At 45.5% G+C, this 12,604-nt stretch carries 11 protein-coding genes and 1 other RNA gene; 4 read left to right on the top strand and 8 right to left on the bottom strand.

The annotated features are described in order from the left end of the window. Positions 1-16: 16 nt before the first annotated feature. The 5 genes from GWO68_RS06345 to guaA all read right to left on the bottom strand — a co-directional run bounded on the left by GWO68_RS06345 (position 17) and on the right by guaA (position 5,945). Positions 17-454 (bottom strand): hypothetical protein, encoded by a 438-nt coding sequence (locus GWO68_RS06345; protein WP_162345582.1) that lies wholly within the window; start codon positions 452-454, stop codon positions 17-19. A 199-nt stretch (positions 455-653) separates the two neighbouring features. Continuing rightward, entirely contained in the window at positions 654-1,190 is a 537-nt protein-coding gene (gene dcd, locus GWO68_RS06340; protein WP_162345581.1) for a dCTP deaminase, read from the bottom strand. A 127-nt stretch (positions 1,191-1,317) separates the two neighbouring features. Next, a complete protein-coding gene (gene hemL / locus GWO68_RS06335) occupies positions 1,318-2,613 on the bottom strand; it encodes a glutamate-1-semialdehyde 2,1-aminomutase (protein WP_162345580.1) in 1,296 nt (431 codons plus the stop codon). 24 nt (positions 2,614-2,637) lie between these two features. Then, positions 2,638-4,329 carry an ABC transporter substrate-binding protein gene (locus tag GWO68_RS06330; protein ID WP_235941968.1) on the bottom strand — a complete coding sequence of 564 codons (1,692 nt, stop codon included), beginning with the start codon at positions 4,327-4,329 and terminating at the stop codon, positions 2,638-2,640. An 86-nt stretch (positions 4,330-4,415) separates the two neighbouring features. Beyond that, the gene (guaA, locus tag GWO68_RS06325) at positions 4,416-5,945 is read right to left on the bottom strand and encodes a glutamine-hydrolyzing GMP synthase (protein WP_162345579.1); all 1,530 of its coding nucleotides are present in this window, start codon (positions 5,943-5,945) and stop codon (positions 4,416-4,418) included. 835 nt (positions 5,946-6,780) lie between these two features. On the opposite strand from guaA, the gene ffs reads away from it, so the two are divergent. The 4 genes from ffs (at position 6,781) to GWO68_RS06305 (ending at position 8,659) form a co-directional block, all read left to right on the top strand. Then, an RNA gene (gene ffs / locus GWO68_RS06320) (signal recognition particle sRNA small type) lies at positions 6,781-6,877 on the top strand. A 109-nt stretch (positions 6,878-6,986) separates the two neighbouring features. Continuing rightward, positions 6,987-7,643 (top strand): fructose-6-phosphate aldolase, encoded by a 657-nt coding sequence (gene fsa / locus GWO68_RS06315; protein WP_162345578.1) that lies wholly within the window; start codon positions 6,987-6,989, stop codon positions 7,641-7,643. A gap of 83 nt (positions 7,644-7,726) precedes the next feature. Then, positions 7,727-7,930, top strand: a complete 204-nt coding sequence (locus tag GWO68_RS06310) for a fructose-6-phosphate aldolase (protein WP_162345577.1) — start codon at positions 7,727-7,729, stop codon at positions 7,928-7,930. Positions 7,931-7,945: 15 nt separating this feature from the next. Then, on the top strand, positions 7,946-8,659 hold the full coding sequence (locus tag GWO68_RS06305) for a cell division ATP-binding protein FtsE (protein ID WP_162345576.1): 714 nt from the start codon (positions 7,946-7,948) through the stop codon (positions 8,657-8,659). A 60-nt stretch (positions 8,660-8,719) separates the two neighbouring features. On the opposite strand, the gene GWO68_RS06300 is transcribed toward GWO68_RS06305, so the two are convergent. From GWO68_RS06300 to pseI, 3 genes are read right to left on the bottom strand one after another with little or no spacing between them, the layout of a single operon-like run. Then, the gene (locus tag GWO68_RS06300) at positions 8,720-10,204 is read right to left on the bottom strand and encodes an oligosaccharide flippase family protein (protein ID WP_162345575.1); all 1,485 of its coding nucleotides are present in this window, start codon (positions 10,202-10,204) and stop codon (positions 8,720-8,722) included. A gap of 57 nt (positions 10,205-10,261) precedes the next feature. Then, positions 10,262-11,557: a glycosyltransferase family protein gene (locus GWO68_RS06295; protein WP_162345574.1), complete on the bottom strand. Its 1,296-nt coding sequence runs from the start codon at positions 11,555-11,557 to the stop codon at positions 10,262-10,264. Positions 11,558-11,560: 3 nt separating this feature from the next. Continuing rightward, the gene (pseI, locus tag GWO68_RS06290) at positions 11,561-12,604 is read right to left on the bottom strand and encodes a pseudaminic acid synthase (RefSeq protein ID WP_162345573.1); all 1,044 of its coding nucleotides are present in this window, start codon (positions 12,602-12,604) and stop codon (positions 11,561-11,563) included.

Here is a 12,604-nt window from a genome sequence, read left to right as displayed (position 1 = left end):
ATAGATTGGTTATATTTTAGTTTACTGTTACAGCGTCAGTGTTTGCGGCTGCCAGGCTTTTTGTATTATCTATTTCCTGTCCGGCGCTGGCAACAAATTCTTTGTCGTATTTGCTATATACCTTGCGAGAACCGAAGTAGTTGCTGTACTGTGCAGTGCTTAACACGTTCTCCAGTTTCTCATCGCGAACAGAGCAGATAGCTTTGCATTTCTGATCGATTAGTTCCTGGTTGCCTTTAAATTCAGCTTCAACAGCCATCATTTTTGCTACCACATCCAAGTTTATTTCTCTGATCTTGTTTGACTGGTAGTTGTTAAGGCGTAACTCACGGATCATTTGATCTGAAAGATGATTGGCTCTGTTTTCTACAGTTACAGCTTTCTCATTTCCGTTAGCTGATGCTGTAAAGATGAAACCTAAAAGTGCGAATGTTAATACCAATAATCTTTTCATAGTGCTTGTCTTTTCCTGTTTTACTTTATTCCCTGTTGTCTTCTTGTAAACCAATCTGCATCAAAAAAAATTCATTTTAGCAGTTGATTTTTATGGATGGCCAATTGTTTTCTGGTTGACAGGTGTAGTGCAGTTATTATGCCAAAAGAGCCATTCCGGCGTGGAATGGCTCTTTTTATTTCACTATATTAGTGATCTGTTACCAGTTGTTTTTCCACATCATGGATTCAACGGGCGTGATGGTGCGATTGTTATACTTGGCGTTTTCTTTCTTGTTATAGTAGTTTTCGATACCGCCGCTTACTTCAAAATAAATGAGCTGCCCGATCGGCATGCCATAGTAAACACGAACCGGCTGCGTTACCGAAATCTCCAGTGTCCAGGTGTTGCAGAAACCCACATCGCCTTTACCGGCAGTCGCATGTATATCTATACCCAAACGGCCTACACTCGACTTACCCTCCAGAAAAGGTACGTGGGCATGTGTTTCGGTATACTCCAGGGTTACGCCCAGATAGAGCGTTTCCGGGCGTAGTACAATGCCTTCTTCCGGTATCTCAAATACATCAATTTCGTTGTGTTGGCGTGCATCCAGAATTTCATCGCGATAGGTAGCCAGGTAACGACCCAAATGCACGTCGTAAGAGTTTGTGCCCAGGCTTGAACGTTTGAATGGCTCTATCAGGATAGTACCTTTTTCTATTTCTTTTAATATCTGGTTATCGGTTAAGATCATGAGGAATGCACGCTAAAAAGTTGATTGTAAAAGTAATGAATAAACGATATATACACCAAGTATAAACTAAAAAGCGACAGCCCCATTTGCAGGAACTGCCGCTTTTTTATAGTTGTAACTATAGTTCTTAGCCCTGAATGGCCTTTAGCGCTTCAAAGTTAGCTTTGATGTATTCATCTACCAGTTCCGGTGTAATGACCGTAGAAACAAAAAGCGACTCGTACTGAGAAGGAGCGAGGTAAATACCACGCTGTAGCATCTCGTTAAAATAACGGCCAAACAAAGCCGTATCAGAAGTTTTAGCGCTATCGAAATCGTAAACCGGCTGATCAGTAAAGAAGATCGTGAACATAGAGCCAACCTGGTTTATCGTATAGTTCAGGCCAAGTTGCTGCATGTTGTTACGCATTCCCGAAATCATGCGCTCTGTAGTTTCGTTCAATTGGGTATAAACCTGCGGGTTATCTTTCAGATAGTTCAGCATGGCCATACCCGCAGACATCGCAATCGGGTTACCAGATAAGGTACCTGCCTGGTAAACCGGCCCGGCTGGGGCTACGCAATCCATAATTTCTTTTTTACCACCGTAAGCGCCAACAGGCATACCACCACCAATAATTTTGCCCAACGTGGTCATATCCGGCGTAACGCCAAATAACTCCTGCGCACCGCCCGGGGCCAGACGGAAACCGGTCATTACTTCATCAAAAATCAGTACGATGCCTTCTTTGGTACACAGGTCGCGCAGGCCTTGCAGGAATTCCTGTGTTGGCAATACCAGACCCATGTTACCGGCAACCGGCTCCAGTATGATAGCTGCTACCTGGTCTTTGTTTGCATCTACCAATGTCTGTACTGCCTGCAGGTTGTTGTAAGGAGCTGTGAGCGTATCGTTGGCAACGCCTTTTGTTACACCCGGGCTATCTGGCACACCTAGCGTAATAGCACCACTGCCAGCCGCAATCAGAAAAGAATCGCCGTGGCCGTGATAGCAGCCTTCAAATTTGATCATCTTATCACGACCAGTATAGCCACGTGCCACACGTATAGCCGACATTGTAGCTTCGGTGCCAGAGTTTACCATGCGCACCTTTTCTATACTTGGCACCATACTGATGATCAGCTCGGCAATTTCGATCTCTTTGCGGGTTGGGGCACCAAAAGATAAGGAGTTAGGTATAGCCTGCATTACGGCTTCCTGCACAATTTCAGCAGCGTGGCCCAGTATCATCGGCCCCCAAGAGTTGATGAATTCCATGTAGCGGTTGCCGTCCTCGTCAAATAAATATGCGCCTTTGGCTGATTTTATAAAGCGCGGATTGCCACCTACGGCTCTAAAGGCTCTTACTGGGGAGTTTACGCCACCAGGTATAAAGTTTTTAGCTCTCTGAAACAGTTCTTCGCTGATTGGTGCTGTCTTCATTGGGTATAAGTTTTGGATTTATAGTTAGTAAACAGCGTTTACTACCATAAGTTGAAGGTTCTCTAATTTTGTGATCGGTACAAACTGGTTGTCGGAACGCAGTTCATTACGGTTTGTGCGGTTTACATAGCCAACGGCTGGATACAAAGCGCCCGGCTTAATCCCGGTTTCAAGTAAGGCTTGTGCCAGGTTAGGTCCATATTGCTGCAACAGGCTACCATAAAAGTATAGCATCTCGAATCCGGCATAAGCATACACAGATGGGGTCAGGTTATACTTGCTGATATACCGTTCTCTGAATTTCCTGATTTCCGGGTTAGCGGTATTTATAAATTTCGGGCTGATGAAATATACTTCCAGGTTATCGAGCTGCTTTAGGGTTATTTGGTTTATATCCAGCCAGTTGTGGTAAGTTATAAGTGGTAGTTTTGAAGCGCTTGCCTGTAGTTTGCTGGTAGCGTTTACGGCAGCGGTCATTTTCTCAGAGAAAACGGCCATGTGGCCAACATCTGTTAAAACCAGTTTGTTAAAAGTAGAAGCCGTAGCCGACGATTGACTGGAGCTTATCTTTTTGTATGTCTTGATTTTTCCGCCCAGTTTTTTGAATTGCTCTTTATAGAAATAAGCAAAAGTGGTGTCGTCTTTTGTATTCTCGAAAAGTATAACTGCAGTCTTAGGCGAGAAGCTATTGTAAGCGTAAGTTGCAGCTTGTCGTGCCTGGGTCGCTATAGAAGATTCAAACAAGTATACATTACTATTCTGGCCGGCAACATCCAGGTCCTGCGACAAGGGGTTGATAACCGGGATACCTGTAGTGCGTGCAAATCGGTTGGCAATGCGGGCGGCACTTTTATAAACCGGCCCTATTACCAGGTCCATCTGTCTTACTTCAGGTAGTTTTAAAATTCTGCTAACTATAGTTGTATCAGCACCTGCGTCATAAGTATACAGGTTCAGTTTTACGCCTTGTGCTTCCAGCGAGTCCTGGGCCAATTGCATACCGGCATACAGGTCATTTACGAATTGATTTTTGCGGGCATTCTGTCCAAAATCCTGGCTCAGCTGGAAGGGTAGGAGTAAAGCCACATCAAACCCTTGCTGGCGGCGGGCCGCAGCGTTCTGGTACTTGTTTTTATCTAGGTTATGTTTGTTTATAAGCCGCTCTAAGGTATTTTTATCTTCTGCACGATACCAGCCACCTATCAGTTTGTCGGCAAAAACCTGGCCCAGTACGGCATCATTTGGGTAGCGCTGTACCAGTTTCTCGAAAGTAGCCCGGTCGTTTATCTTTTGCAGGTAAAAACGCTCCAGACCGGCTGCATCTTTGGCAATTTCAGAAGAATTTAACTGTTGTACTTGCGTCAGGGCTTCGTCGTAATTGCCACGCTCAAAGTGGATATTTGCTAACAGGTAAGTAGCATCGGCCATCTGCGACCAGCCAGGGTACTGCATTTTCAGCTGCTGCAGCATCTCCTGTGCCTCTTTGTATTTTTTAGCTTTAAATGCCGCTAACGCATAAAAATAGGAAGCTTCCGGCGCATACGTGTTGCCTTGAGATGTAAGTGGCAGGAACTCGGCCATAGCCTGCTCGTAGCGTTGTTGCTGCAGCAGAATTTTACCGTTGCTATAGGTTACATCTTCGTTCTGCTGTGCAAATGCCGGCGTAACCATTGCCAGCATAGACAGCACAAGTATACGCTTACAGAAGTTCTTCATAGTTTAAATTGCTGATGGTTATATTGTTTGACGGTTAAATTGTTACGTGTTAGATTCTTAGCAATTTAACCATCAAACAATTAAACTTATTCCCACTCTATAGTTGCAGGTGGCTTAGAGCTGATGTCGTAAACGACGCGGTTTACGCCCTTTACTTTGTTAATGATCTCATTTGACACATCCGCCAGGAACTCATACGGTAAACGGCTCCAATCGGCGGTCATGCCATCTATACTTGAAACAGCACGCAACGCTACCACGTTTTCGTAAGTACGTTCGTCGCCCATCACACCCACCGATTGCAGCGGCGTAAGTATTGCACCTGCCTGCCACACATCATCATACAAGCCCGATTTCTTCAGGTTGCTGATAAAGATATGATCTACCTGTTGCAGTACGTTTACTTTTTCCGGAGTGATATCGCCCATAATACGGATGGCCAGACCAGGACCCGGGAACGGATGACGGCCAAGGATTGCGTCATCGATGTGTAGTGTTTTACCTACCAGGCGAACCTCGTCTTTAAATAAAGTCTTCAGCGGCTCTACCACTTTTAGTTTCATAAAGTCGGGCAGGCCACCTACGTTGTGGTGCGATTTTATAGTTGCCGAAGGGCCTTTTACGCTCAGCGATTCGATCACATCCGGGTAAATAGTACCCTGTGCCAGCCACTTCACGTCTTCAATCTTATGCGCCTCTTCATCAAACACTTCGATAAACACGCGGCCAATGGCTTTGCGCTTTGCCTCCGGATCGGTTAGTCCAGCCAGCGCTTCGTAGAATTTTGCTTTTGCATCAACGCCTTTCACGTTCAGGCCCATGTGCTTGTACGAGTCCAGCACGTTCTCAAACTCATCTTTACGCAGCAGGCCGTTGTCTACAAATATGCAGAACAGGTTTTTACCGATAGCATGGTGTATCAGCATGGCCGCCACGCTGGAGTCTACACCGCCAGATAAGCCAAGCACTACTTTATCATTGTCCAGTTGCTGTTTCAGATCCGCTACAGTTGCGTCTACAAACTGGTCTGAAGTCCAGTCTTGCTGGCACTCGCAGATGTGTACTACAAAGTTTCTAAGTAAGGTTTTGCCTTCGTCGGAGTGTGTTACTTCCGGATGGAACTGTATGCCGTAAGTTTCCTGGTCGCGCAGCTTATAAGCTGCAACTCGAACCGTTTCGGTACTGGCAATGATCTCAAAGTTATCCGGAACCTCTTTTATCGTATCCCCATGCGACATCCATACTACAGAACCCGGTGTGAGTTCTTTCATCAATCGGTTGGCATTGTGCAGCTCCGAAAGCCTGGCACGGCCATATTCGCGGATAGTTGATGGAGTAACTTCGCCTTTGCTTTCGTGCGCGATCAGTTGTGCCCCATAGCATACACCAAGTACGGGCAGCTTACCAAGGTATTGATCTAAGTTGATTGTTGGGTGTTCGGCATCCCGCACGGAGCAGGGGCTACCTGAAAGTATGACACCTTTTACATCTGCTGTGAGGGCAGGAACATTGTTGTAGGGGTAAATCTCACAGTATACATTAAGCTCGCGAACCCGTCTTGCTATAAGCTGGGTATATTGGGAGCCAAAGTCGAGGATGAGAATTTTTTCTGGCATGCGCAAAGGTAAAGCGCTTTTATAGTAATTGCCAATACTTTTAAAGATATGTGTTAATATAACCCCTTACTACGCTTTTTCTTGAAACATGGGAAGGAGTTTACTTTATCTGTCATAGTTTTAAAGTTAGTGTTTCACCTCATCTAAGCCCTCTCCTAAAAACAGGAGGGGGCCGGCTTTGCTATAGTTAACATTATAGTTCTATAGTTGCGGCCTCCACACTCCTGTAGTCCCCTCAAGGGGACAGTTTTACCTTTGCTATAGTTGCATGAATAGTTATATAGTTACTGAAATAGAAAAGGACAGGTCGCGACCTGTCCCTACGGAACTACAACCACGAGAAAACTGATCTGCTTTAACTAAGTGCAAACAAAAAAACTATAGTTAAGACTATAGCTATCGAATATGATCGCAGTCTTTGGGTTGAGCGCCTTTGACTTGTTGCGGTGCCGCAGGCAATCCGAGGCACGAGGATAGCAAGAAGGCAGCAGCGCGATGCCCAAAGACGAGCCCCCGCGGGCTAGGAGCGAGCCAAAGTAACTATAGAACTATAGGCAAGTAGAGCTACCAGGATTGAAAGTTCTTTGGAAGTATAGCTTGGCTTAAGTTGAAAGGAACGTCAACTATAGTTTGCTAAAGGACAAATAAGACCCTTCGACTGCGCTCAGGATGACATTACCAGGCTATAGTTTAAAACAGATTTCTCACGTTGTTCGAAATGACAAAGAACAAAATTATACTTCCTGAAACCCTGCTATTTACACTATAAACCGGAAATTAATCAGATTTTATATATCTAAAGTTTGCATTGAATAAGAATTTTGCTACTTTTGTAACGGCAAATCGGCACGGCCAGCTCCTGCCAAATCCCCCAGGACCGGAAGGTAGCAAGGGTAGGCGGTCGTAGCGGCGCGATGTTGGTTTGCCACTTTTTTTTGCCCATACCCCAACGGCAACCGCCGTAAAGCTCAAAATTATCCGCTTTCCTTCCGGTTTCAGGATTTATAGTTTAGCTTTGCAACTATAATCATCCCATCTCATATGAAATTCTTTATCGATACTGCAAACCTGCAGGAAATTCAGGAAGCACACGATCTTGGCGTGCTTGACGGTGTTACAACCAACCCATCGTTAATGGCAAAAGAAGGCATCTTCGGTCATGATAACGTAATGGCCCATTACAAGAAAATTTGCGAAATTGTAGATGGCGACATCAGCGCGGAAGTGATTGCCACTGATTATGAAAACATCATTAAAGAAGGCGATTTCCTGGCTGAACTGCACCCGAACATCGTGGTGAAAGTGCCGATGATCCGTGATGGTGTTAAGGCGATCCGCTATTTCAGTGAAAAAGGCATTAAAACAAATTGTACGCTGGTATTCTCTGCTGGTCAGGCTATACTTGCTGCTAAGGCTGGCGCAACGTATGTTTCTCCGTTTGTAGGCCGTTTAGATGACGTTTCTACAGATGGTATGCAGCTGATCGAGCAGATCGTGCAGATTTACAGCAACTATGGTTACCAGACACAAGTATTGGCTGCTTCGGTGCGCCACGTAATGCACCTGGTACAATGTGCCGAAATTGGTGCTGACGTTGTTACCTGCCCGCTAAACGTGATCACAAGCCTACTGAACCACCCACTGACTGACATCGGCCTGGCCAAATTTTTAGCTGACCACGCGAAAGGAAATAAATAATTATTAATGAGTAATGATTAATGAGTAATGGAGCTTACCGGCTTTATTATTCATTAATCATTATTAATTACTCATTCCGACACATGTACATCATCAAAGTTAAAGGCAAGGCTAAAATTCCGGATTATATACAGCTGCGAGACAGCAATTTTGTGCTGATCGCGTATTTCCGTGCCGACCGGCCACTCAAAAACCTGGACCGCTATGGCCTGGAGGGGAAGGAAGATGCGCTGGCCGCTTTGATAGAGTCGTTGGAATTTGGTAAACTGCAGAAATTAGAGATTTAAGTAGCGTAACGTAAAATGAGTTTTTCTTCTTCACCCGTAGTATCCCTTCGCGATGTAGCTGTTTACCAGGACAGCAATACCATACTGAGCGGCGTTAGTTTCGATATTGAGAAAGGGGAGTTTGTGTACCTGGTTGGGCGCACGGGCAGCGGAAAAAGCTCGTTACTTAAAACCTTATATGCCGACCTGCCACTTTTAACAGGATCTGCATCTGTTTCTGATTTTACACTCAGTAAATTAGCTCGCTCAAAAGTACCTTTCCTACGACGCCGCATCGGTATTATTTTCCAGGATTTCCAGTTGCTATTTGATCGCACAGTTGCCGAGAACCTAAGCTTTGTGCTGCGTGCTATCGGCTGGAAAGATAAAAGCAAAATTAAACAGCGTATTTCGGAGGTGCTGATGCGTGTTGGCCTGGATGCTGCTGCTAATAAAATGCCGCACCAATTATCTGGGGGCGAACAGCAGCGTATAGTTGTTGCCAGAGCATTGCTGAACGAGCCGGTTATTCTTATCGCCGATGAGCCAACCGGTAACCTCGACCCGATTGTGGCAGATGGCATCATGCAGCTTTTTATGGAGATCAGTAACAGCGGAACTGCCGTGCTGATGGCCACGCACAACTACGAAATCATTAACCGTTACCCAAAACGTGTATTGAAGTGCGAAAGCGGTAAGATGCTTGACTCGAACAAAGAAAGTTTCGCGTTTACTACCGCCAATTATTAAACTATAGTTTTACTGGGTTTTAATGCTGGCTATACTTTATAGTTGGCGGTTTTGCTGTGCTTATATGCCTGTATAGGTTTTTATGATTTTCCTTGCCCACACATTCATCTCCGGGTAAACTTTAAAGCCGAGCGCCAGTGCTGCGTAAACTATAGTTATAATTGTCGAGCGCACCACCATATCCAGGTACACATTGCCCATGTAAGGCACCAGGTAAGAGGCACCCAAGGCTATTAACGCAATTATAGTTATGCCCAGCGAGCTCCAGGCAAAAGGCTGCATTTTGTAGGCCCACCACACAAAGAACATCCGCAATAAGTTGATAAACACCAACGACAACATGGTGGCAAAGGCAGCGCCATTCATGCCATAAAGCGGAATAAAAATAGAGTTTGTCCAGATGGTGAGGGCGGCCAGAACAATGTTAAACAGCAGGTCCCAGCGGTATTTATCTGAAGTAGCCAGTATAATTCCGTTTATACCTGTAGCCAGATCTACCAGCCTTGCCAATGCTAAAAACAGGAATACATACACCCCGGCACTATACGATTTGGGCATGAAGGCATACAGGTTATCTAAATTTGCCCAGATACCCACAAATAACAGTAGCCCGATGATCAGGTTTATGAGCGTTATCTGCTTGTAAAATTTTGCCAGGCCGGGCATATTCTTGTCTTTCCAGAACTCGGCTACCTGCGGAAAAGCAATTTTAAAAATAGCCAGCGCCGGCGTTACAATTGCACTGGTTATCTGGAACGAAGTCGTATAAATGCCGTTATCTGCCAGGCTAACAGAACTGATCATAACCTGGTCTACAGACTTGATGATGGTAACCGAAATATTACCCATAAACGTGAACAGGCCGAAAAAAAGCATTTCCCGGAACGGAACTATACTTATGGCTTCAGAAATGGCCGGTTTAATGTAAAACTGTTTCAGCCACAAGGTATAACCGATCAGGAACAGCGCAATCGCGGAGTTGGCAGCAACATAAAGTATCACAAACATTCTGAAATCCATCCACCCGAACGTGTAAGCTATCAGCAGGGCCATAATCAGCACCCGCGACAGGAAATCTTTTACAAACGACGAAACGATGGTTTTAAAAAGCGACCGCAGGTAGGCTGTGAACAGGTTAAATAGCAGGGTAAAAAATGCCAGCGGAATAATGTAATAGTAATACTCAAGTATAAGCGATGAATTTTCGCGGTAATAATCTGAAATAACCGGCTGAAAGAGGAGAAACAATACGGTAATAAGCCCGAAACCCAGCATCGGTACTGAAAGCAGCATGAACAGGAAGCCATGGTGTTGTTTTTCTTTGTTGCGGAAGTAGGGGAAATACCGCACGCTCATGTTCACAAAACCCAGGGCTGCAAACTGCGCAAACATCTCAGCTATAGTTAGCAAAAGGCGCGTCAGGCCAACTTGCTCTTCATCCAGAATGTTCGGGAAAAGGTAAAGCACGTTTACGTACCCGATTGCGATGCCGGCATACGAGATAATAGTGTTCCAGATACCTTCGCGCTGTAATTGTCTACTCATTGGCTAAAATCAGGTAGCAAAGGTAAAGTTTTTAAAGAATTGTTGCACACCAGCAGCCTAAGCGTTTACCTGTTGATTACTACCAATAAATTCAGAGATGTATTTTAATGCCAGTTCGCTGCTTTTACCGTCAGAGGTAGTGCCTATGGTAGCGTTATAGTAACTGGCACGCAGGTATACTACAGGCTTTTGCTGCAGGTGTTGTTTCAGAAGCTGTTGTAGGCCAGCGTAATCCATGCAAGCATCAACCAGGCCATGTTTAATATAGCCATAATAGTCCTGCAAATTTTCTTCAGTATTCATGTTGTAGAATATAGACCACACATTTAGCAGTACAGCCTCGAGGTGTATGCCGGAATTTCCGCTTATCTGCACATCCAACTGCTGCAGGTAATCAAAGGTAGCTTCTTTCTTCCCGTCTGAAATAGTGATAACCGGACTTATAGCGGCTATAGTTTTAAAGTTGCGTGTGTCGCGGGGGTGGGGGCGAAGTATAAATTTTAGAGTTGGAAAGTTTGTTGTAAGTTGATGTAGCAGTTTTCCGATCTCTGTAAGGTTGTCCATCAGGTTGCACCCAATACCTATCGTTTTAATTTCGGTGTTCGTGTTTCGGAAAGGCATATACGCATCGGCTTTGGGCATGCCCACCAACTTCACACGACCCTGCACAGGCCCGCATAGTTTATACTTATCCAGCGAGTCCTGTCCTTCCAGCAAATTAAGGTCGAATTGCAAAGCCGGAAAAATAGGAGTGATGCTGGCATGCTGAATGTAGGCGGTTTTTATGCCTATTGTTTTAGCAGCCAGCAACATGGCACGGGCATCGGCATTGTGATCGTTCGCAAACACGATGGCCGTAGGTTTATACTTGCGCAGCTTTTGCAGGTACACTTCATAAAACCCGATAGCATCATACAACAGGTCATAAAACCGCAAGGTACTGTCTTTTTTATACTTCAGAAAAGTAAAGATCAGTGGCAGAAATTTATAGTAGTACAACAGCTTACGGCGTAACGAAATACGCTGCACTGTTTTATGATACTTGCCCAGTTCCTTGCTTTGGCCCGCTACCAGTACCGCATTCGGCAACCCGGCATTTAAAAACGCAAGGCTATCAACATTGTTCTGACTAACTACATACAGCCATACCTTGCCCTGCAGCTTCTCCCCATTTTCTACATCCTTAAAAAGATTGCCAACCAGCCGCACCAAACTATAGCCCATCACTTTCAGGAAACGGGTAAACGGTCTGGTAGGAGATACGGCATTCTTCGCACTTTCCGGGAGCTGATAAAACCCTTCTGAAAAGTGCAGGTGCAGGATATTACTATAGAGGGTGAACCATTTCATCATGGACTATACCATGTCCCAGGTAAGAGGCGTGCCGGCTTTTATGTTTGTAGCTGCGGGCTTGCCTAACAATTCCTCATAATGTTTGGGAGCTAAGCCAAGACCCGGACGAATAACACGGATATTTTCTTTGGTAAAAGGTTCGCCGGCTTTAATGTCTTTGGCAGCATACACCGAGCGTTTGAATAGTCGGCTTTTTTCTTCGGCTTTCTGCACGCCATACTGCACATGCCCCATCGCCAGCCAGGCCCTTTCCGATTCTACAACCAGCATTTTAAGTTCTTCCGGCTCCAGAGAGAAAGCAGAATCCACACCACCATCAGCCCGGCACAAGGTAAAGTGTTTTTCGATAACCGTAGCACCTAAGGCCACGGCCGCCACGGCTGCCCCAACCCCCATCGTATGGTCCGATAAGCCAACCTGCACGTTATATAGTTCGCGCATGTGCGGTATAGTCAGCAGGTTTGTATTTTCGGGGGTAGAAGGGTAGGTGCTGGTACATTTCAACAATATAAGTTCTTTACAACCAGCCTCACGTAATACCTGTACACCTTCGGCTACTTCCTGCACGGTGGCAGCACCGGTACTCATAATAACTGGTTTACCCGTAGCGGCTACTTTACGCAGCAACGGGTGGTCGGTGTTCTCAAAAGAGGCAATCTTGTAAACTGGCGCACCCAACTCTTCCAGAAAATCAACGGCAGTTTCATCAAACGGCGACGAAAAAGCAATCATACCGTGTGTTTTGGCGCGCTCAAAAATGGGCTGGTGCCATTCCCAGGGGGTGTATGCTTCCTTGTATAAGTCGTATAGTTCGCGGCCTTTCCATAACGAGTTTTCATCCTCTATTGTAAAAGCCCCGGGCAGGGTCATGGTATCAGCGGTGTAAGTTTGCAGTTTAATAGCATCGGCGCCAGCTGCTGCAGCGGCATCCACTATAGCCAGTGCCCGCTCCAGCGACTGGTTATGGTTGCCCGACATTTCGGCGATGATAAAGGGCTTATGGCCCGGGCCAACCAAGCGGCCGGCAATAGTTATATCGTTGATCAT

The organism is Pontibacter fetidus (genome assembly GCF_010119545.1).
In the GTDB taxonomy this organism is placed as follows: domain Bacteria; phylum Bacteroidota; class Bacteroidia; order Cytophagales; family Hymenobacteraceae; genus Pontibacter; species Pontibacter fetidus.
The sequence above is the reverse complement of the archived record's forward strand: the minus strand, read 5'-3'. Positions and strand labels throughout refer to the sequence as shown.

Bases quoted from the DNA above. Each gene is read 5' to 3' on its own strand.
- fsa (WP_162345578.1), top strand. From the start codon at position 6,987: ATGAAATTCTTTATCGATACTGCAAACCTGCAGGAAATTCAGGAAGCA.
- GWO68_RS06300 (WP_162345575.1), bottom strand. From the start codon at position 10,204: ATGAGTAGACAATTACAGCGCGAAGGTATCTGGAACACTATTATCTCG.
- dcd (WP_162345581.1), bottom strand. From the start codon at position 1,190: ATGATCTTAACCGATAACCAGATATTAAAAGAAATAGAAAAAGGTACT.
- GWO68_RS06345 (WP_162345582.1), bottom strand. From the start codon at position 454: ATGAAAAGATTATTGGTATTAACATTCGCACTTTTAGGTTTCATCTTT.
- GWO68_RS06310 (WP_162345577.1), top strand. From the start codon at position 7,727: ATGTACATCATCAAAGTTAAAGGCAAGGCTAAAATTCCGGATTATATA.
- GWO68_RS06305 (WP_162345576.1), top strand. From the start codon at position 7,946: ATGAGTTTTTCTTCTTCACCCGTAGTATCCCTTCGCGATGTAGCTGTT.
- GWO68_RS06330 (WP_235941968.1), bottom strand. From the start codon at position 4,329: ATGAAGAACTTCTGTAAGCGTATACTTGTGCTGTCTATGCTGGCAATG.
- guaA (WP_162345579.1), bottom strand. From the start codon at position 5,945: ATGCCAGAAAAAATTCTCATCCTCGACTTTGGCTCCCAATATACCCAG.
- GWO68_RS06295 (WP_162345574.1), bottom strand. From the start codon at position 11,557: ATGATGAAATGGTTCACCCTCTATAGTAATATCCTGCACCTGCACTTT.
- hemL (WP_162345580.1), bottom strand. From the start codon at position 2,613: ATGAAGACAGCACCAATCAGCGAAGAACTGTTTCAGAGAGCTAAAAAC.
- pseI (WP_162345573.1), bottom strand. From the start codon at position 12,604: ATGATCAACGATATAACTATTGCCGGCCGCTTGGTTGGCCCGGGCCAT.